The sequence below is a fragment of the Enterococcus sp. DIV1316a genome (assembly GCF_050536915.1).
Lineage (GTDB): Bacteria > Bacillota > Bacilli > Lactobacillales > Enterococcaceae > Enterococcus > Enterococcus faecalis.
Map to the genome: position 1 here is coordinate 227,501 of NZ_CP172913.1, position 19,254 is coordinate 246,754.

Annotated in this window: 17 protein-coding genes, 25 tRNA genes and 2 rRNA genes (1 of these 44 running past the window's edge); 42 read left to right on the forward strand and 2 right to left on the reverse strand. The window is 39.2% G+C overall.

From position 1 onward, the window contains the following. From IGL56_RS01090 to IGL56_RS01250, 33 genes are all read left to right on the forward strand, one after another. Positions 1 to 93: ribosomal RNA gene (locus IGL56_RS01090) — 23S ribosomal RNA — on the forward strand; it begins 2,820 nt to the left of the window's first position. A 96-nt stretch (positions 94 to 189) separates the two neighbouring features. Next, a 5S ribosomal RNA gene (rrf, locus tag IGL56_RS01095) occupies positions 190 to 305 on the forward strand. A 14-nt stretch (positions 306 to 319) separates the two neighbouring features. Beyond that, positions 320 to 392: transfer RNA gene (locus tag IGL56_RS01100), tRNA-Val, on the forward strand. Positions 393 to 398: 6 nt separating this feature from the next. Continuing rightward, positions 399 to 471 (forward strand) — tRNA-Lys (locus IGL56_RS01105). A 16-nt stretch (positions 472 to 487) separates the two neighbouring features. After that, positions 488 to 569 (forward strand) — tRNA-Leu (locus IGL56_RS01110). A 6-nt stretch (positions 570 to 575) separates the two neighbouring features. Continuing rightward, positions 576 to 651 (forward strand) — tRNA-Thr (locus IGL56_RS01115). A gap of 4 nt (positions 652 to 655) precedes the next feature. Continuing rightward, positions 656 to 727, forward strand: a tRNA-Gly gene (locus IGL56_RS01120). 15 nt (positions 728 to 742) lie between these two features. Then, positions 743 to 828, forward strand: a tRNA-Leu gene (locus IGL56_RS01125). Positions 829 to 842: 14 nt separating this feature from the next. Further along, positions 843 to 916: transfer RNA gene (locus IGL56_RS01130), tRNA-Arg, on the forward strand. Positions 917 to 927: 11 nt separating this feature from the next. Next, positions 928 to 1,001: transfer RNA gene (locus IGL56_RS01135), tRNA-Pro, on the forward strand. Positions 1,002 to 1,014: 13 nt separating this feature from the next. Then, positions 1,015 to 1,087, forward strand: a tRNA-Ala gene (locus IGL56_RS01140). Positions 1,088 to 1,110: 23 nt separating this feature from the next. Continuing rightward, positions 1,111 to 1,184: transfer RNA gene (locus tag IGL56_RS01145), tRNA-Met, on the forward strand. Positions 1,185 to 1,204: 20 nt separating this feature from the next. Next, a tRNA-Ile gene (locus tag IGL56_RS01150) sits at positions 1,205 to 1,278 on the forward strand. 33 nt (positions 1,279 to 1,311) lie between these two features. Continuing rightward, positions 1,312 to 1,401, forward strand: a tRNA-Ser gene (locus tag IGL56_RS01155). A 33-nt stretch (positions 1,402 to 1,434) separates the two neighbouring features. Beyond that, a tRNA-Met gene (locus tag IGL56_RS01160) sits at positions 1,435 to 1,508 on the forward strand. 38 nt (positions 1,509 to 1,546) lie between these two features. After that, positions 1,547 to 1,623, forward strand: a tRNA-Asp gene (locus IGL56_RS01165). A 1-nt stretch (position 1,624) separates the two neighbouring features. Continuing rightward, a tRNA-Gly gene (locus IGL56_RS01170) sits at positions 1,625 to 1,695 on the forward strand. A 9-nt stretch (positions 1,696 to 1,704) separates the two neighbouring features. Continuing rightward, positions 1,705 to 1,778 (forward strand) — tRNA-Ile (locus IGL56_RS01175). Between the two features lie 14 nt (positions 1,779 to 1,792). Further along, positions 1,793 to 1,864: transfer RNA gene (locus IGL56_RS01180), tRNA-Glu, on the forward strand. 12 nt (positions 1,865 to 1,876) lie between these two features. Continuing rightward, a tRNA-Ser gene (locus tag IGL56_RS01185) sits at positions 1,877 to 1,966 on the forward strand. 33 nt (positions 1,967 to 1,999) lie between these two features. Then, a tRNA-Met gene (locus tag IGL56_RS01190) sits at positions 2,000 to 2,073 on the forward strand. A 48-nt stretch (positions 2,074 to 2,121) separates the two neighbouring features. After that, positions 2,122 to 2,195, forward strand: a tRNA-Asp gene (locus IGL56_RS01195). Between the two features lie 5 nt (positions 2,196 to 2,200). Continuing rightward, positions 2,201 to 2,273 (forward strand) — tRNA-Phe (locus IGL56_RS01200). 14 nt (positions 2,274 to 2,287) lie between these two features. Continuing rightward, positions 2,288 to 2,358 (forward strand) — tRNA-Gly (locus IGL56_RS01205). Positions 2,359 to 2,371: 13 nt separating this feature from the next. Further along, positions 2,372 to 2,445 (forward strand) — tRNA-Ile (locus IGL56_RS01210). A 10-nt stretch (positions 2,446 to 2,455) separates the two neighbouring features. Next, positions 2,456 to 2,543: transfer RNA gene (locus IGL56_RS01215), tRNA-Ser, on the forward strand. A gap of 15 nt (positions 2,544 to 2,558) precedes the next feature. Further along, positions 2,559 to 2,630, forward strand: a tRNA-Glu gene (locus tag IGL56_RS01220). 242 nt (positions 2,631 to 2,872) lie between these two features. Beyond that, positions 2,873 to 3,715, forward strand: a complete 843-nt coding sequence (gene licT / locus IGL56_RS01225; RefSeq protein ID WP_002355181.1) for a BglG family transcription antiterminator LicT — start codon at positions 2,873 to 2,875, stop codon at positions 3,713 to 3,715. Positions 3,716 to 3,788: 73 nt separating this feature from the next. Beyond that, positions 3,789 to 5,684 carry a beta-glucoside-specific PTS transporter subunit IIABC gene (locus IGL56_RS01230; protein ID WP_002355182.1) on the forward strand — a complete coding sequence of 632 codons (1,896 nt, stop codon included), beginning with the start codon at positions 3,789 to 3,791 and terminating at the stop codon, positions 5,682 to 5,684. A gap of 23 nt (positions 5,685 to 5,707) precedes the next feature. Continuing rightward, the gene (locus IGL56_RS01235; RefSeq protein WP_002355183.1) at positions 5,708 to 7,138 is read left to right on the forward strand and encodes a 6-phospho-beta-glucosidase; all 1,431 of its coding nucleotides are present in this window, start codon (positions 5,708 to 5,710) and stop codon (positions 7,136 to 7,138) included. Positions 7,139 to 7,260: 122 nt separating this feature from the next. Beyond that, entirely contained in the window at positions 7,261 to 8,727 is a 1,467-nt protein-coding gene (locus IGL56_RS01240) for a glycoside hydrolase family 1 protein (RefSeq protein WP_002361133.1), read from the forward strand. A gap of 20 nt (positions 8,728 to 8,747) precedes the next feature. Next, complete coding sequence (locus tag IGL56_RS01245; RefSeq protein WP_002355185.1) at positions 8,748 to 9,566, forward strand: histidine phosphatase family protein; 819 nt, start codon at positions 8,748 to 8,750, stop codon at positions 9,564 to 9,566. Between the two features lie 137 nt (positions 9,567 to 9,703). Further along, on the forward strand, positions 9,704 to 10,447 hold the full coding sequence (locus tag IGL56_RS01250; protein ID WP_002383919.1) for an alpha/beta hydrolase: 744 nt from the start codon (positions 9,704 to 9,706) through the stop codon (positions 10,445 to 10,447). A gap of 17 nt (positions 10,448 to 10,464) precedes the next feature. On the opposite strand, the gene IGL56_RS01255 is transcribed toward IGL56_RS01250, so the two are convergent. Beyond that, on the reverse strand, positions 10,465 to 11,058 hold the full coding sequence (locus IGL56_RS01255; protein WP_002355187.1) for a bifunctional transcriptional activator/DNA repair enzyme AdaA: 594 nt from the start codon (positions 11,056 to 11,058) through the stop codon (positions 10,465 to 10,467). Between the two features lie 111 nt (positions 11,059 to 11,169). On the opposite strand from IGL56_RS01255, the gene IGL56_RS01260 reads away from it, so the two are divergent. The 5 genes from IGL56_RS01260 (at position 11,170) to IGL56_RS01280 (ending at position 14,394) form a co-directional block, all read left to right on the forward strand. Then, complete coding sequence (locus tag IGL56_RS01260) at positions 11,170 to 11,661, forward strand: methylated-DNA--[protein]-cysteine S-methyltransferase (RefSeq protein ID WP_002355188.1); 492 nt, start codon at positions 11,170 to 11,172, stop codon at positions 11,659 to 11,661. A gap of 12 nt (positions 11,662 to 11,673) precedes the next feature. Next, positions 11,674 to 12,186 (forward strand): DNA-3-methyladenine glycosylase I, encoded by a 513-nt coding sequence (locus IGL56_RS01265; protein ID WP_002355189.1) that lies wholly within the window; start codon positions 11,674 to 11,676, stop codon positions 12,184 to 12,186. 12 nt (positions 12,187 to 12,198) lie between these two features. After that, positions 12,199 to 12,873, forward strand: a complete 675-nt coding sequence (locus tag IGL56_RS01270; protein ID WP_002355190.1) for an HD domain-containing protein — start codon at positions 12,199 to 12,201, stop codon at positions 12,871 to 12,873. Between the two features lie 142 nt (positions 12,874 to 13,015). Further along, positions 13,016 to 13,951 (forward strand): cation diffusion facilitator family transporter, encoded by a 936-nt coding sequence (locus IGL56_RS01275; protein ID WP_430599809.1) that lies wholly within the window; start codon positions 13,016 to 13,018, stop codon positions 13,949 to 13,951. Positions 13,952 to 13,980: 29 nt separating this feature from the next. After that, on the forward strand, positions 13,981 to 14,394 hold the full coding sequence (locus IGL56_RS01280; protein ID WP_002355192.1) for a DUF4809 family protein: 414 nt from the start codon (positions 13,981 to 13,983) through the stop codon (positions 14,392 to 14,394). Positions 14,395 to 14,492: 98 nt separating this feature from the next. On the opposite strand, the gene fabI is transcribed toward IGL56_RS01280, so the two are convergent. Then, the gene (gene fabI, locus IGL56_RS01285; RefSeq protein ID WP_002355193.1) at positions 14,493 to 15,245 is read right to left on the reverse strand and encodes an enoyl-ACP reductase FabI; all 753 of its coding nucleotides are present in this window, start codon (positions 15,243 to 15,245) and stop codon (positions 14,493 to 14,495) included. A 297-nt stretch (positions 15,246 to 15,542) separates the two neighbouring features. On the opposite strand from fabI, the gene fabF reads away from it, so the two are divergent. The 4 genes from fabF to IGL56_RS01305 all read left to right on the forward strand — a co-directional run bounded on the left by fabF (position 15,543) and on the right by IGL56_RS01305 (position 19,226). Then, a complete protein-coding gene (fabF, locus tag IGL56_RS01290) occupies positions 15,543 to 16,781 on the forward strand; it encodes a beta-ketoacyl-ACP synthase II (RefSeq protein ID WP_002355195.1) in 1,239 nt (412 codons plus the stop codon). 1 nt (position 16,782) lies between these two features. After that, positions 16,783 to 17,217, forward strand: coding sequence for a 3-hydroxyacyl-ACP dehydratase FabZ (gene fabZ / locus IGL56_RS01295; RefSeq protein WP_002355197.1), 435 nt, complete (start codon positions 16,783 to 16,785; stop codon positions 17,215 to 17,217). A 91-nt stretch (positions 17,218 to 17,308) separates the two neighbouring features. Further along, positions 17,309 to 18,199: a hypothetical protein gene (locus IGL56_RS01300; protein ID WP_002355198.1), complete on the forward strand. Its 891-nt coding sequence runs from the start codon at positions 17,309 to 17,311 to the stop codon at positions 18,197 to 18,199. A 58-nt stretch (positions 18,200 to 18,257) separates the two neighbouring features. After that, positions 18,258 to 19,226, forward strand: coding sequence for a dihydroorotate oxidase (locus tag IGL56_RS01305; protein WP_002386045.1), 969 nt, complete (start codon positions 18,258 to 18,260; stop codon positions 19,224 to 19,226). The last annotated feature ends 28 nt before the right edge of the window (positions 19,227 to 19,254 follow it).

Below are 19,254 nucleotides of genomic sequence, written 5' to 3' on the forward strand. Positions count from 1 at the left end.
GACCCCTGAGAGATGATCAGGTAGATAGGTTGGAAGTGGAAGGCTAGTGATAGTTGGAGCGGACCAATACTAATCGGTCGAGGACTTAACCAAAGAATGGATAAGTAAAAGCAACTTGGTTATTTTGATTCAAACTTCAATCCAGTTTTGAGTGAATGAAGATTCAACTCAATAAGAAACAACACCCAGTGTGGTGGCGATAGCGAGAAGGATACACCTGTTCCCATGCCGAACACAGAAGTTAAGCTTCTTAGCGCCGATTGTAGTGAAGGGTTTCCCTTTGTGAGAGTAGGACGTCGCCACGCGAATTGTTGTTTTTGGAGGTTTAGCTCAGCTGGGAGAGCACCTGCCTTACAAGCAGGGGGTCAGCGGTTCGATCCCGTTAACCTCCATTTTTTGAGCCGTTAGCTCAGTTGGTAGAGCATCTGACTTTTAATCAGAGGGTCACAGGTTCGAGCCCTGTACGGCTCATATTCATATTTCATTTGCGGGTGTGGCGGAATTGGCAGACGCACTAGATTTAGGATCTAGCGCCGCAAGGCGTGGGGGTTCAAGTCCCTTCACCCGCATATTTAGCCGGCTTAGCTCAGTTGGTAGAGCATCTGATTTGTAATCAGAGGGTCGAGGGTTCAAGTCCTTTAGCCGGCACCATTTTGCGGAAATAGCTCAGTGGTAGAGCACCACCTTGCCAAGGTGGGGGTCGCGGGTTCGAACCCCGTTTTCCGCTTAGCCAATTCATTACGCCGGGGTGGCGGAACTGGCAGACGCACAGGACTTAAAATCCTGCGGTGAGTGATCACCGTACCGGTTCGATTCCGGTCCTCGGCATTGTTTTATATTTAGCACCCATAGCTCAACTGGATAGAGTGTTTGACTACGAATCAAAAGGTTAGGGGTTCGACTCCCTTTGGGTGCATTAGTTATATACGGGAAGTAGCTCAGCTTGGTAGAGCACTTGGTTTGGGACCAAGGGGTCGCAGGTTCGAATCCTGTCTTCCCGATAATAATTTTTATGGGGCCTTAGCTCAGCTGGGAGAGCGCCTGCTTTGCACGCAGGAGGTCAGCGGTTCGATCCCGCTAGGCTCCATTCTTATTTTAATATAAGAGTTTCGCGGTGTAGCTCAGCTGGCTAGAGCGTCCGGTTCATACCCGGGAGGTCGGGGGTTCGATCCCCTCCGCCGCGATTATACATTTGGAAGAGCCTGGACCTTTAGCTCAGTTGGTTAGAGCAGACGGCTCATAACCGTCCGGTCGTAGGTTCGAGTCCTACAAGGTCCATTGTGACGTTGTTTATAGTTTTATTTTTATCATGGAGGATTACCCAAGTCCGGCTGAAGGGAACGGTCTTGAAAACCGTCAGGCGGGTAAAACCGTGCAAGGGTTCGAATCCCTTATCCTCCTTTCTTAGGAATTAAATTTCCTTGGTCTAATTATCGCGGGGTGGAGCAGTCAGGTAGCTCGTCGGGCTCATAACCCGAAGGTCGTAGGTTCAAATCCTGCCCCCGCAATTGCTTTTGATTTCAAAAGCACATAAAAAGAAAAGTATGGTTTGGTAGTTCAGCTGGTTAGAATGCCTGCCTGTCACGCAGGAGGTCGCGGGTTCGAGTCCCGTCCAGACCGCCATGCGGGTGTAGTTTAGTGGTAAAACCACAGCCTTCCAAGCTGTTGTCGCGAGTTCGATTCTCGTCACCCGCTTTTCTTTTTGGGCCTATAGCTCAGCTGGTTAGAGCGCACGCCTGATAAGCGTGAGGTCGATGGTTCGAGTCCATTTAGGCCCATAATTTTATAAAATGGCCCGTTGGTCAAGCGGTTAAGACACCGCCCTTTCACGGCGGTAACACGGGTTCGAGTCCCGTACGGGTCATAGTTTTGTTACGGAGGATTACCCAAGTCCGGCTGAAGGGAACGGTCTTGAAAACCGTCAGGCGGGTAAAACCGTGCAAGGGTTCGAATCCCTTATCCTCCTTTCTTAGGAATTAAGTTTCCTTGGTCTAATTATCGCGGGGTGGAGCAGTCAGGTAGCTCGTCGGGCTCATAACCCGAAGGTCGTAGGTTCAAATCCTGCCCCCGCAATTGCTTTTATTTTTTAAAGCATACATTTGCATAAAGCAAAAACGAATTGGTTTGGTAGTTCAGCTGGTTAGAATGCCTGCCTGTCACGCAGGAGGTCGCGGGTTCGAGTCCCGTCCAGACCGTTTTTGGCTCGGTAGCTCAGTTGGTAGAGCAATGGATTGAAGCTCCATGTGTCGGCAGTTCGATTCTGTCCCGCGCCATCCAAGAAAAATTTGCGGGTGTAGTTTAGTGGTAAAACCACAGCCTTCCAAGCTGTTGTCGCGAGTTCGATTCTCGTCACCCGCTTTTTTCTTATTTGGGGCCTATAGCTCAGCTGGTTAGAGCGCACGCCTGATAAGCGTGAGGTCGATGGTTCGAGTCCATTTAGGCCCATTTATTTCTTGGGGAAGTACTCAAGTGGCTGAAGAGGCGCCCCTGCTAAGGGTGTAGGTCGGGAAACCGGCGCGAGGGTTCAAATCCCTCCTTCTCCGTTTTTTCTTTTTAATGGCCCGTTGGTCAAGCGGTTAAGACACCGCCCTTTCACGGCGGTAACACGGGTTCGAGTCCCGTACGGGTCATAGTGAAGCATACAAACAATGTTTGTATGCTTTTTTTATTTTTATTACAAAAAAATGTCGTTGAAAGCGTTGACATTTGTTGTAAATATGTTATTCTTTGGATGTAGGGATAAGTAAATAGATGGATAGTGATTGTTTAAAGACAAGCTAAACCTAATTTTTTCATGAAGCGACAGGTGTGTCGTTCTTTTTGAAGAAATTGGGTTTTTCTTTTTTCAACGAAACACAAAGGAGGTGGGGCATTGATTATTCACAAAATTTTAAACAATAATGTGGTTATTACATTAGATGATGATAAACGAGAGCAAATTGTTATGGGCAAAGGAATTGCTTTTAAGAAACGCATTGGGGATTGGGTTCCTGATGAAAGTATCGATCAAGTTTTTTATTTAGCCAATCAAGAAACATCACTTAAGTTTCAAGAATTGTTAGGAAATATTCCTTTAGAGATGATGAAACTCTCGGATGACATTATTGTTTATGCAAAATCAACGTTGAAAAAGAGTTTGAATGATACCATTTATATTTCTCTGACGGATCATTTGTACACAGCTTTAGAAAGAAAAAAACAAGGAATTGCAATTAAGAATTTATTATTATGGGATATTAAACGTTTTTTTCCTGAAGAGTACGAAGTAGGAGTAAATGCTTTAAAAATGGTACAAAAGCGCGTAGGAATGGAATTGTCAACGGATGAGGCAGGTTTTATCGCATTGCACTTGGTAAATGCGGAGATGGAGGAAGAAGTCGGTAATATTTACGAATTGACAAAGTTGATGCAAGAGATTACAAATATCGTCAAATACTATTTTAAGGTAAGTTTTGATGAAGACTCTGTCTACTTTTATCGATTTAGCACACATTTAAAATTTTTCTGTTATCGCTTATTACACCAACGTGAAGTTGTCGAAAATGATGATGAAGAACTGTATGCGGTAATCAAAAAGAAATATCTCAACGCCTATCGTTGCGTGGAAAAGATCAGCTTGTATTTAAATGAGAACTATGACTATCAAGTTTCAAATGAAGAACGCTTGTACCTAACGATTCACATTGCACGAATTGTACAAACAACGGAACAATAAACGCACCACTTTGGATAGTGACATTCAGTTGGCTAAACCTTCAAATGAAAATAAATTTTTGGAGGAAAAAAAGATGGGAAAATATCATGAACTAGCAGAAAAAATTGTAAAAAATGTCGGTGGGCAAGAGAATATTAATAGTTTGACACATTGTATCACACGTCTTCGCTTCAAATTAAAAGATGAGAGTCAAGCGAATGATGATGTCTTAAAAAATATGGACGGTGTGGTAACTGTTATGAAAAGCGGTGGACAATACCAAGTCGTTATTGGGAACCATGTTCCAGCCGTTTACGAAGAAGTAGTTAGTATTGCAGGCTTGTCAGGAGAACGTGAAGAAGAAGCTTCCAGCGGGAATTTATTTGATCGCTTAATAGATATTTTAAGTGGTTGTTTCCAACCCTTTTTAGGGGCGTTAGCAGCGGCTGGGATGGTCAAAGGGTTAAATGCCTTATTGGTTTTCTTAAAGCTCTATACGGCTACGTCAGGGACTTATACCATGTTAAATGGGATTGGCGATGCAATTTTCTACTTTATGCCAGTTATTTTAGGTTATACAGCAGCTAAAAAATTCCGGTTGCATCCAATGGTAGGGATCGTGATTGGCGCAGCTTTATGTTACCCAACGATTCAAGGAAGTGCATTACAAACGGCCTTTGAAACAACAGCGGGTGCGGGAGCCGCAGCGCCGTATAATTTATTCGGCTTACCTGCCTATGATACATTTATTGGGATTCCTTGGGTCGGTGCGAACTATACAAGTAGTGTCGTACCAATCATCTTCATTATTGCTTTTGCGGCACAAGTTCAAAAAGTGTTTAAACGTATTATTCCAGAAGTTGTTCAAACGTTCTTAGTACCGTTTTTCGTCTTGTTGATTGCCTTACCAATTGGTTTCTTAGTAATTGGGCCAATCGTTAGCATGCTAACAGATTTATTAAGCGCTGGCTTTACAGCATTAATGAGTTTCTCACCAGCTTTGTATGGTTTGATTCTTGGTTTCTTCTGGCAAGTCTTAGTTATTTTTGGTTTACATTGGAGCGTTGTGCCATTAGCTATTATGCAAGTGACACAAGAAGGTTCAAGCCAAGTATTAACGGGATCATTTGCAGCTAGTTTTGCGCAAACAGCGGTTGTTTTAGCGATGTTCTTCAAATTGAAAGATAAAAAGTTAAAAGCTTTGTGTCCGCCAGCAATTATCTCTGGTATTTTTGGTGTAACAGAGCCAGCAATTTATGGAATCACTTTACCAAAAAAATGGCCATTTATTTATTCAATGATTGGTGGCGCTGTCGGTGGTTTATATTTGATGATCAACAATGTGACAGCTTATACAATGGGTGGTTTAGGAATTTTTGGTGTGCTAAACTTTATCAATGGTGATGATGCAAGTGGGATGATCCAGTCCTTTATTGCAATTGCCATTGCAGCGGTCGTTGGTTTTGGTCTAACATTCTTCTTCTGGAAAGACAATACAGTTGAGGAAGAAGTGATTATTGATAAAACAACGATTAAAAAAGAAAATATTACAAGTCCAGTCAAAGGACGAGTGTTATCTTTAAAAAATGCAGAGGATCCTGCTTTTGCAAATGGAGCATTAGGAAATGGGGTCGTGATTGAACCAACGGAAGGTAAAGTGGTTGCACCCTTTGATGGAACGATTGTCACACTATTCCCAACAAAACATGCATTAGGTTTGATTTCAGATAACGGCACAGAATTATTGATTCATATTGGGATTGATACAGTTCAATTAGAAGGCGAAGGCTTTGAAGCTTTTGTAAAACAAGGTGACCGCGTGAAAAAAGGTCAAACATTAGTAACCTTTGATTTAGAAGGAATTAAAAAAGCTGGGTTTAGTACACAAATTCCAATCGTTGTGACGAATACAGCGGATTATTTAGATATTTTGGAAGTCGGCAGTAATGAAGTTTCAACAAGTGATGATTTGCTGACCGCTTTAATATAAAAAGATGTGGAGGAAGAGAATTTATGGCATTTAGAAAAGACTTTTTATGGGGTGGCGCAACAGCAGCCAATCAATGTGAAGGTGGCTATAACGAAGGCGGACGCGGTTTGGCAAACGTCGATTTAGCGCCAACGGGTCCAGATCGTTTTCCAGTAATCACTGGTGAAAAGAAAATGTTTAACTTTGATGAAGAACATTTCTATCCTGCACAAGAGGCAATTGATATGTATCATCGCTATAAAGAAGATATCGCCTTATTTGGTGAAATGGGTTTTAAAACATACCGTTTATCCATTGCTTGGAGTCGAATTTTTCCAATGGGAGATGAAACAGAGCCGAATGAAGAAGGCTTGAAGTTCTATGAAGACTTATTCAAAGAATGTCATAAATATGGGATTGAGCCACTAGTAACGATTACACACTTTGACTGCCCAATGCACTTAGTGGAAGAATATGGCGCTTGGCGTAGTCGTAAGTTAGTAGGTTTCTATGAAAATCTTTGTCGTGTAATTTTCAACCGATATAAAGGATTAGTCAAATATTGGTTAACATTTAACGAAATTAATATGATTTTACATGCACCATTTATGGGAGCAGGTCTATACTTTGAAGAAGGCGAAAACAAAGAACAAGTGAAATACCAAGCGGCCCATCATGAACTACTAGCAAGTGCAATTGCGACAAAAATTGCTCATGAGGTAGATCCTGAAAACCAAGTAGGTTGTATGTTAGCGGCTGGTTCCAACTACGCTTATACTTGTAAACCAGAAGATGTTTTCGCTGCTCGACAAGCAGATCGTGAAAATTATTTCTTTATTGATGTCCAATCACGTGGGGAATACCCTGCGTATGCTTTAAAAGAAATGGCCCGTAAAGGTATTCAAATTGAAATGGAAGAAGGCGACGAAGAACTTTTAAAAGAACATACGGTGGACTTCATTTCGTTCTCTTATTATTCTTCTCGTGTCACATCAACAGATCCAGAAATTAATGAACAAACAGCTGGTAACATCTTTGCCTCTGTGAAAAATCCTTATCTAAAAGCCAGTGAATGGGGTTGGCAAATTGATCCACTTGGTTTGAGAATTACGATGAATGACTTATATGATCGTTATCAAAAACCACTATTCATTGTTGAAAATGGCTTAGGAGCGGTAGATACACCAGACGAAAATGGTTATGTAGTCGATGATTATCGTATCGATTATTTGGCGGCGCATATTCAAGCGATGAAAGATGCCGTTGAACAAGATGGTGTCGACTTGTTAGGCTATACGACTTGGGGCTGTATTGATTTAGTATCAGCTGGAACAGGTGAAATGAAAAAACGCTATGGCTTTATCTATGTGGATCGCGATAACGAAGGAAATGGTACGTTAAAACGAAGCAAGAAGAAATCGTTTGATTGGTACAAAAAAGTAATCGCAACAAATGGTGAAGATTTAAGTAATTAATAAAATTAGCAACTATTAAAGGGCGTTTGACGTTGGTAGAAAAAACAAGGACTCTTCTGCCAGTGTCAATTCCCTTGATGGTTTCTTTGTGATGCCTAAAAACAGAGGGAAAGAGGGATTTTATGGGATTTCCAGAAAATTTTTTATGGGGCGGTGCAACAGCTGCTAACCAATATGAAGGTGGCTACCTTTCAGGAGGCAAAGGTCTGAGTACATTAGATGCAATTACTGGTGGTAGTCAAACAGAACCGCGACGGATTACGTATTTAACTAAAGAGGGCCAAAAAGCTTCGTGTACGCGCGATCAAGCATTACCCGAAGGAGCGATTGGTTATATCGATGAAGAGTTATACTACCCTAGTCATGTAGCGACGGACTTTTACCATCATTACGAAGAAGATATCGCCTTATTTGCAGAAATGGGTTTCAAATGTTTTCGGCTGTCTATCGCCTGGAGCCGGATTTGCCCAAATGGAACAAAAGAGATTAATGAAGAAGGCTTAGCCTTTTATGATAAAGTTTTTGATGCTTTGCTGCGCAATGGAATTGAGCCCGTTGTGACGATTAACCATTTTGATATTCCGATGTATTTGGCCGATGAATATGATGGTTGGAAAAATCGTGAAGTGATTGATTTCTTTGTTTTCTTTTGCGAAACCATTTTTACGCGTTATCAGGATAAAGTGAAGTATTGGATGACTTTTAATGAAATTAATTTTTTAAGAAGTTGGACGCAAATTGGGATTCACAATAATGATAAACAAAGTAAATATCAAGCAGCGCATCATCTATTTGTAGCAAGTGCGAAAGCAGTTGAATTAGGACATTCCATCAATCCAGATTTCCAGATTGGTATGATGGTGGCTTATATTCCAAGTTATCCTTTGTCCTGCAAACCTGAGGACGTGATGGCAGCTGTTCAATTTAACCGAGAGCAAGAATTTTATATGGATGTCCAGGCTAAGGGCTATTATCCAGCGCATAAGCTCAAAGAATTTGAGCGTGAAGGAATGACAATTCAAATGGAGTCAGAGGATTTAGCGATTATTCAAAAAGGAACAGTTGATTATATCGGGTTTAGTTATTATATGTCGACCGTTTCGACTGCTTATCCCGAAGAAGTAAAATATGTCGGAGGCAACCAAATGCCTGCGGTTAAAAATCCTTATTTGCAAGAATCTGAATGGGGCTGGGCTGTCGATCCTTTAGGGTTAAGAATTTCATTGTGTCAGTTGTCAGATCGTTACAATATGCCATTGTTTGTGGTTGAAAACGGGTTCGGTGCGGTGGATACATTGCAAGAGGATGGCTCGATTGTCGACGATTACCGCATTGATTATTTTAAACAACATATTGAAGCCATGAGAACCGCAGTAGAAGAAGACGGGGTTAACTTAATTGGTTATACGCCATGGGGTTGTATTGACTTAGTTTCAGCAGGGACTGGCGAAATGAAAAAACGTTACGGCTTTATCTATGTAGACATGGATGACCAAGGTCAGGGAACCTTGAAACGAACTAAGAAAAAATCATTTAATTGGTACAAACAAGTTATCGCTAGTAATGGTGAAAACTTAACAACTGAGTAGAAAATGAGGGGAAATAAAAAATGAAAAAACGATTGACGATTGTGGGGATGCTTTTTCTGGCCATTTTAGTAATGGTTGGTTGTGGTAAAAATCAGCAAGCAACGACAAAAGAAAAAGAGACAAAACCTGAAGAACTAACTCTTTACATTGTGCGCCATGGAAAAACCATGTTAAATACGACGGACCGCGTACAAGGATGGTCAGATGCGGTCTTAACACCAGAAGGTGAAAAAGTTGTGACAGCAACTGGGATTGGCCTGAAAGATGTTGCCTTTCAAAATGCATATAGTAGTGATAGTGGCCGCGCCTTGCAAACTGCTCAACTTATTTTAGATCAAAATAAAGCAGGCAAAGACCTTGAAGTCGTGCGTGACCCAGATTTACGTGAATTTAATTTTGGTAGCTATGAAGGGGATTTAAACAAGACAATGTGGCAGGATATTGCTGATGATCAAGGTGTTTCCTTAGAAGAATTTATGAAAAACATGACTCCTGAATCCTTTGCCAACAGTGTAGCTAAACTGGATCAACAGCGCGAGGAAAGCAAGAATAACTGGCCTGCAGAAGACTATGCTACAATTACCAAACGTTTGAAAAAAGGCTTAGATAAAATTGTTGCCACAGAATCAGCCAATTCTGGGAATGGCAATGTTTTAGTGGTCTCTCATGGCTTGAGTATTTCAGCGTTGTTAGCAACTTTATTTGATGATTTTAAAGTCCCAGAAGGCGGTTTGAAGAATGCTAGTGTTACAACGATTCATTACAAAAATGGCGAGTATACTTTGGATAAAGTCAATGATGTCAGCTACTTAGAAGCAGGCGAAAAAGAATCAAAATAATCCCTGGATTAGAGAAACAGTCTATTTAGGAGTTGGTGGAGCAAGAAAAGGGTTGCTCCACCAACTCCTATTGTTGTGTTCTTTTTTTATTAAAGGTAGAATCAGAAAGAAGAATTTTTTCATTGGGAGGAAATGAGATGAAAAATAGAACAAAATCACGCTGGAAAAAAATTGTCCTAGGACTTGGGCTTTTTTTAGTAATCTTAGTCATCGGCCTGACTATTTTTATTAAAAATAGTACGTATCAAGCAACCGATTCGGCCTTAAAAATAAGTCAAAGTGCCACGCAAGAAAAAAACTATGATTATTACACAAACGGGCAAAAAAATGATACAGCACTGATTTTTTATCCAGGTGCATTGGTTGCGCCCGCTAGTTATAGTGAATGGGCGCAAGAAGTTGCTACGAAAGGTTACGATGTCTATGTTGTTCATTTTCCTTTGAATTTAGCGGTTCTTGCACCAAATGCTGCAGAACAAATTATAAAGGATCATCCACAACAAAACTTCGTTTTGGCTGGGCATTCTCTGGGTGGTGTGATGGCTAGTCGTTTTGTAGCGGAAAATGAGCAACGAATCAAAGGCATGATTTATTTAGCCAGCTATCCTGACGAAAAAGGTGCACTAAACAAGCAAAATCTGCCGGTTCTGTCAATAACAGCCACAAACGATGGTGTTTTAAATTGGACTAGCTACCAAAAAGCCAAACAGTTTTTGCCAAAAGATACGCAGTATGTATCTATCAAAGGTGGTAATCATGCAGGGTTTGGTAATTACGGTGTCCAAAAAGGAGATAACAAAGCGACAATTTCTAACGAGCAACAGCAAACAGAAATCAGTCAATTGATTGTAGCGTGGCTACAATCACGCCCCAATAAATAATCCGATGAGCCGAAATGTTATTTTTTCGGCTCATTTTTACTGCGATAAACAGAGGGGGTTACGCCTGTTTCTTTTTTAAAAGTGGTGGCAAAATATGCTGCGGTTTGGAAGCCAACTTTTTTCGCGATTTGTTGAATCGTAAGGGGTGAATGGAGAAGCAATTCTTGGGCTTGCCTAATTCGGATACTTGTTAAATAAGCTAATGGGGTTTGTTTTGTCTGTTCCTTAAAGGTTCGCTGCAAATGAAAGGGACTACCGTGGCAGGTTTGCGCTAAATAGTCTAAACTTAAAGGTTCCGCTGAATGCCGATCAATAAATTGCTTAATTTGAGCAACCCATTCCTCGTTAGGAACGACTTGCCCGGTTGGTTGACATCTTTTACATGGACGAAAACCAAGTGTTAAAGCTTCCTGAGCCGTTTTGAAGATCAGAACGTGGTTCTTGTTGGGCACACGGGAAGGGCACGAAGGACGACAAAAAATTTTAGTTGTGGTCACACCATAAAAAAAATCACCATCAAATTGCGTATTATTATTTTGAATGGCTTCCCAACGTTTCTGAGTAAGTCGATACGTTGTTTTCATTGTAAGCACACCTCCCGTTTTCTTCATTGTAAAAGAATCCCTAATAAAAACAAGTAAAAAGTGATAGGAGCGCAAGATTTTGAAAGCCAAAAGAATTATAATGAAGATAAGAAAAACACGAGAAAGAAGTGTAGAAATATGGCAAAAAAGATTTATTATGCGCAACAAGAATGGCAGAACGATCACTATTATCTTGGTGTGACAGACGCTGGACTAGCTTTTGTAGGTTCAGCCAATCAATCGATAGAAGAGCTGAAAAACTGGTACCCTCAAGCACAATTAGAAGCTTCTGAAAAGAAAACTGCGCCTTATAAAGAAGCATTAATAAGTTATCTTAACCAACATTCGACAACGTTTGCTTGCCCCATAGACATCGAAGGAACGCCCTTTCAAAAAGAAGTTTGGCAGGCGTTGCAAGAAATACCTTATGGTGAGACAATGACCTATCAAGAAATTTCAGAAAAAATTGGGCGTCCACGTGCGGTTCGAGCAGTTGGCACAGCGATTGGGAAAAATCCTTTATTAATGGTCATTCCTTGCCATCGAGTCATCGGCAGCAAGGGACAATTAACCGGTTACCGTGGTGGTTTAGCAATGAAACAAGCATTATTAACATTTGAACAGTCTTAAAAGGAGGCGGCGATGAACAACTATCAATGGTATACAGAACAATGGGGAAAACCTACAAGAGAGGATGATTTGCTGTTTTTATTGTTGACGGTGGGTGTTTTTCAAGTTGGTTTAAGTTGGAAAGCAGCCGCAGGGAAAAAAGTAGCATTCATGAAAAATTTTTGCCAAATGAAGCCGGAAAAAGTTGCCGCGCTGTTGCCTGACGAAGTCGATCGAATAGTAGCTGATCCAGATATGATTCGCAATCGGCGCAAAATTGAAGCAACCATTAAAAATGCGCAAGCAATTTTAAAAGTACAAGAAGAATTTGGCAGTTTTGCCAATTATCTATGGCAATTTGTAAAAAACGTCCCCGTTTTATCTATTTATGAAGAAGCATACCAAGTCCCACGCACACAGCTTTTGTCAGATAACGTAGCAAAAGACTTAAAAAAAAGAGGATTTTCTTTTGTAGGTCCGATTGTCACCAATATGTTTCTGAAAGCTAGCGGGATTATCCAGGTGGAAATTTTAAATCCAGAATAAAGGAGTGTTAGGATGTTTGAAAATGAATCTCTCAGTTTTGAAGAACAAACAATTATTCAAGCAGCAGAGCGTTATGTTCAACAAGAATTAGCCAACGAAGCAAGTGGCCATGACTGGTGGCATATTTATCGAGTGACACAATTAGCAAAAACAATTGCAGAGAAAGAACAAGCAAATTTATTTTTATGTATATTAACAGCATTGTTACATGATATTGGCGATGAAAAATTTAACGAAAGTGAAGAGGCTGGCTTGCTAAAGGTGCAACAATGGTTGGAAGCAAATAACGTATCAACAGAGCAAACGAATCACATCCTTTCCATTATTGCTAATATGTCCTTTAAAGGAGGAAATACTGGGAAAACAGTCACTACATTAGAAGGAAAAGTGGTCCAGGATGCGGATCGACTAGATGCCATCGGCGCAATTGGAATTGCACGGGTGATGGCTTATTCGGGAAATAAAGGCCGTTTAATTCACGATCCTCACAAACAACCTCGTGAACAGTTAACCCAAGAAGAATACCGGAATGGGGAAGATACTGCTATTATGCATTTTTACGAGAAACTTTTAAAGTTAAAGGAACAAATGAATACAAATTATGGTCGCTTATTGGCGGAAAAGCGTCATCAATTTATGGAACTTTATCTGGAGGAATTTTATCAAGAGTGGGATGGACACCGATAAATGAGGGCCAACTAAAACAGCCAGTACATTTCTTTTTGAATTTTAAGAGAACTCTTTTTTACAAATACCTCAGAAGTGGTAAAATGATGGATGAATAAACGGGTGGTTTATCTTAGTTTTACGTTACATATAGGAGGTAATTATGGAGACAAAAAAATCGAGTGGCATGTTTGCAGTTATTGCCGCACTGATTGCGAATATTTTAGTAGCGATTAGTAAATTTGTTGGTTTTGCTTTAAGTGGTAGTACCGCTATGATGAATGAAAGTATCCACAGTGTCGTGGACTGTAGTAATCAGGTGTTATTACTTTTTGGGAATAAGCGCGCTTCTCGTGGACAAAGTGCGTTACATCAATTTGGAGAAGGCCTTGCAAAATACTTTTTTAGTACAATTGTTGCAACGATGCTCTTTTTTGGTGGGGGCGCGTTAGGTGTAATGGAGGCTATTCAGAAGTTACTGCATCCCTCTCATGAAGTAGAAAATGTGGCTATTGTCATTGGTATTTTAATTTTTGGTTTGCTTGTGGAAGGTAGCTCTTTGCGTGTAGCGATGAAAGAAATCAAAGAATTGAATACAGAGAAGTTATCGCTCTTAAAATTTTTGCGAGAAAGTCGTCACAGTGAAATTTTAATTATTTTTACGGAAGACTTTTGTGCGGTTATTGGTTTGTGTTTAGCTTTGGTGGGGACCCTTTTAACGATGGTAACTGGGATTGCTGCATTTGATGCTATCAGTGGTTTACTGATTGGTTTGCTATTAATGTGTGCAGCCATTTTCTTAGCGAAAGAATTTTATAGTTTGATTATAGGAGAAAGTGTGACCGCTACAGATTTAGCAAAAATTAAAACTGCATTTGATCGGGCGGATGTTGAAAAACTAATTGATGTAAAGACCGTTCATTTAGGTCCAACTGAAATTTTAGTAGCGGCAAAAATTGATGTGGTAGAACCAATGGAAGAAGATGCACCTGATGTTGTGAATGCGATTGAACGAGACATTCGCAGTAAAATGCCTGATAAAAAAATCTATATCTATATTGAAGTTGACGATTATGATGTGAATTACGTTCGTAAATAACAAATGAAAGAATAACTTTAAAAAACAATATGGGGGAAGAAACGATGCAAGAGGCAATTATAACAAGTACAGTAGATTTAACCAGTGGTGGTTGTAACGCCTGTGGTTTAGTGGAAGATACCGTCTACACATTAGCAATGAATGGAGTGGACATTCCGTTAGATGGCTTGACAGTTGCTCATCTAGTTTCTGCTGTTGTTGCCAGAAATGGATTTAAACAGGAGCTACAAATGGATATGCTAGATGACGAATATATCCTTTATCGAAAAGAAGACACAGCAGTAACCTTTAAAGAAGCGTACAATCATTTAAGCTACGATAACGGTTCTGAAAAAATCCAATCTAAAAATAAACTGGAAGATTTACCAGAACTTTTTGAACAAGTCAATCAAATTCTAACAACTGTTTTTGGAATTGAAACTGTCAATTTTATTATAGAATAAAGTAAAAAATAGAACAGAAATTGGACAATCAATGAGTGAAAGAGATTGTCCAATCTCTGTTTTTTAATGTATAAATAGAAAATAAAGACAAAAAATGATTAAGTTAAGTGAACGCCTTTATCGACATAAATGATGTCACCGACCACACCACTAGCTAGTTCACTGACTAAAAAGGCACAAGTGTTTCCGACTTCTTCAATGGTTACACCTGTTTTATCTGGTGTCCGCTCATTAGAAATACTAATCAATTGATCGTAGTCTTTTACACCAGTCACAGCCAATGTTTTAATCGCTCCTGCGGAGATTCCGTTGACACGAACTTTATCTGCAGCTAATTCAAAAGCTAAATATTTCACGGCAGTTTCTAAAGATGCTTTAGCAATCCCCATCATATTATAGTTAGGAATCGCACGTTCGGAACCTAAATACGTCAATGTGACAATTCCTGAACCAGGATTTAACAAAGGTTTCGCATAATGAGTGACTGCTAAAAGAGAGTAGCTACTAATATCTTGTGCTAATAGGAAACCATCACGAGTGATGTCACTAACGTTTCCAGACAATTCTTCTTTTTTGGCAAAAGCAATCGCATGGACTAGTCCATCGATCGTGCCCACTTCATTTTTAATTGTTTCAAAGGCTGCTTGAATGGACGCATCAGAAGCAACATCGCACTCCACCAACAAATCATTTTCATCTGCTAATTTAACCACTTGCTTTTTCATGCGTTCGTTTTGATACGTATAAATAACATTGGCCCCTTGATCTTTTAATGCTTTTGCACAGCCCCAAGCAATACTTTTTTTGTTGGCAACACCCATTACGACGACATTCTTATTTTGTAAAAACATATAAAATCTCCTTTAATAAAAAATTTTTGTTGATAGAATAGGCTTTTCTTCATCAAAATGTAAAAGTTACATTTATTGAGTTGACGAATAAAATTTCAACTGGTATTATCTGTGTGAGAATGATAACAAAATCTTCTCAATTTTCTAATCTTGAAAAAAACAGACATTTTTCCTGATGTCTGAATTATTAACCAAAATACTTTGAAAGTCAAACTATTTTTCTTATTTTTTGAGAAAAAGTGCTGGAAACCGCATGAAATAATAGTTTGATAATCAAAATAAACTCGGAGGTACAGTATGAAAAGAGTGGTCATAACCGGCATGGGTGCCGTAACACCATTAGGCAATACCGTAAAAGAATTTTGGCATAATCTAGTGGATGGCAAGCTAGGAATTGGCAAAATTACTAAATTTGATTCTGAAGATACTGGGGTGGCTTTGGCTGGTGAAGTGAAAGAGTTTGACCCAAGTGCTGTTTTAGAACGCAAAGAGCAAAAAAGAATGGACTTATTTTCTCAATATGGCTTGGTCGCTGCTTTAGAAGCGTGGGAAATGAGTGGTTTAACAGAAGCAATGATTGACCCGACTCGTTTAGGTGTGATTGTCGGTAGTGGGATTGGCGGGATGACTACCTTACAAGACCAAGTACGGGTAATGGATAAAAAAGGCGCAAAACGCGTAACACCATTTTTCGTGCCCATGGTAATTGCTAATATGGCAGCGGGAAATATTTCGATTCGTCTAGGTGCAAAAGGACCTTCTCAAACTATCGTGACTGCTTGTGCTTCTGCGACGAATGCGATTGGTGAAGCTTTTCGCACGATTAAATATGGTTTAGCGGACATGATGGTAACTGGGGGGACAGAAGCCACAGTATGTGAAATTGGGATTGCAGGCTTTGCAGCATTGAATGCTTTAAATACAACAGAAGATGCGACTCGGGCTTCGATTCCTTTTGATAAAGAACGAAAAGGTTTTGTGATGGGTGAAGGCGCAGGAATGCTGATTTTAGAAGAACTCGAGCATGCACAGAAACGTGGCGCAACTATCTACGGCGAAATTGTTGGCTATGGCAGCAACTGTGATGCTAGCCACATGACCGCTCCTTTAAAAGACGGTAGTGGCGCGGCGGCTGCGATGGAAATGGCGATTGCAGAAGCAGGGATTACACCGGAACAAATTGGGTATATCAATGCTCATGGTACGTCAACCCCGGCGAATGACGCTGCGGAAACAACGGCCATCAAACGTGTCTTTGGTGAGCGAGCATCGCAAATTCCAATTTCAAGTACAAAGAGTATGACTGGACATTTATTGGGCGCGGCTGGCGGTATCGAAGCGATTGCTTGTGTACAAACATTGCAAGAAGGAAAAGCTCATCCGACAGTAGGCTACCAAGTTGCTGATCCAGATTGTGATTTAGATTATGTCACAGAAGGTGCACGTGACATTACAGCGGACTATACAATTAGTAATTCGTTTGGCTTTGGTGGCCATAATGGTGTAATTTGCTTGAAGAAATGGGAGGAAAACTAGTATGAAAAAAGTAATGACTGCAACAGAAATTATGGAAATGATTCCTAATCGCTATCCGATTTGTTATATTGATTATGTGGATGAAATTATTCCAAATGAAAAGATTATTGCAACAAAAAATGTAACAATTAACGAAGAATTTTTCCAAGGACATTTCCCTGGAAATCCAACAATGCCAGGCGTTTTGATTATTGAAGCATTGGCACAAGTAGGTTCGATTTTAATCTTAAAAATGGATCAATTTGAAGGTGAAACAGCCTATATTGGCGGTATCAACAAAGCCAAATTCCGTCAAAAAGTGGTCCCTGGTGATGTCTTGAAATTACATTTTGAAATCGTCAAATTACGTGACTTTGTCGGCATCGGCAAAGCGACTGCTTACGTGGAAGATAAAAAGGTCTGCGAATGTGAATTGACGTTTATTGTGGGACGATAAAAAGATAATTAGAAAGAGCAAGCGGTGAAGGCTTGCTCTTTTTTTGTTCTGGTATGATAAAATTAATAAAAAAAGGTGCTGGAGGTAAATTATGTTGAAAAACTTACAACCTCAATTTTTTAAACAAATAGTTATCTATGGTTTGTTATTTGTCTTTTGGGGAACGCTTAACTATTTTTTTGAGAGTATTCCTAAAGGACTAAATCGTATAGTTTTCGGTATTTTGTCGTTTACTTATATTTTTTTGTATATGAAAAATAGAAAGAGTGTTTCAGGGAATAAAGGGGACTTGGCAATATGGATTTTAATTATTTCGGGATTTTTTGCATTGGTAGATGTTACTTATTATTTAAATATACGCGGCAAAATTACGCTATATTTCAGCTTAGTTTATATTTTATCAATAATTCTAATATTTATAGTATGTGAACTAAAAAGTGACCCTAAGATTAAATTGAAAAATATTCTAAAAATAAGTGCTGTTGTGTATAGTTTAGGTTTTTTTGATAGAGATTGGTGGACTGTAATACCATTATTTACTGCTTTTGTTTTGTTATTTTACTCTAAAGAAGGAATAGATTACTTTGCTCAAGAAGAACTTACTGAAATAAAAATACCAAATTTTTTACAAAAAAAATGGAGAAGGACAAAATTTTTAATAGTCATATGGTCGGTAATGCTTTATAGTTCATTTGTTATTTCAGATATTTTAGAATCTTGTGGCTGGATTAATAAAATTAGTTTATATTTTTTTCCAGAAGACTCGCTAGAATTTTACAGAATCTGGTTTAGTAAAGGGTTAATACGTTTATGTATCTTAGGAATAATATATATTTTAGGAAAAAAATATCTGTTGAAATTTAAACCTGTAAACACATTAATAGAACTTTATAAAGAAGTGGCTAGAACAAATGAAACAGAGTTTAAAAGAAATACAAAAAAACACCAAATACAAAAAAATGCTCGTCGCAAATATAAATAACACTAACGTAAAAAAACATGCTATAATCATAAAAAGCTTACGTGAAGGTGGTAAGCTTATGAGTAAAACAATTTACAGGAGGGTTTTTCTTTTGGATATTTCAGTAGAGTTTTCGGGACATAAATTGGCGAATGTGTTAATGAACGCATCAGGCATTCATTGTATGACAATTAAGGAAATGGACGAGTTAGCGGCTTCTCAAGCAGGTGCTTTTGTCGCTAAGACGGCAACACCTAATCCTCGTCAGGGCAATGAGGAGCCTCGGTATTTTGATACACCATTAGGAAGTATTAACTCAATGGGCTTGCCTAATTTAGGGATTGATTATTATTTAGATTATCAGATTGCACGTCAAAAGGAATTTCCTGAGGAGTTACGCTTTTTATCTGTATCTGGTATGAATTATGAGGAAAATATCGCTATTTTAAAAAAAGTGCAAGAAAGTGAATACACAGGAGTGACAGAATTTAATTTGTCTTGTCCCAATTTGCCTGGTAAACCGCAAATTGCTTATGATTTTGAATTAACAGAAAAGCTTTTAACAGAAGTTTTCCAATTTTTTACTAAACCATTAGGTGTAAAATTACCCCCATTTTTTGATATTGCACATTTTGACGCAATGGCTGAAATTTTAAATAAATTCCCTTTAGTATACGTGAATAGTATTAATAGCATCGGTAATGGTTTATATATTGACAGTGACAAGGAAGAAGTGGTCATTAAACCAAAAGGAGGCTTCGGTGGACTGGGCGGCGAATATGTCAAACCAACAGCGTTAGCCAATGTTCGTGCGTTTGCGCAACGTTTGAAACCAGAAATAAAAATTATTGGAACGGGCGGTATTACATGTGGAAAAGATGTTTTTGAGCATCTTTTATGTGGTGCGACATTAGTACAAGTTGGCACACAATTGCACCAAGAAGGTCCACAAGTTTTTGAACGTCTAGCCAAAGAATTACAAGAAATCATGGCAGCAAAAGGTTATGAAAGTATTGAAGAATTTCGTGGGAAATTGAAAGAGATGTAACAAAAAACCGTCAAGAAATTTTCTTGAC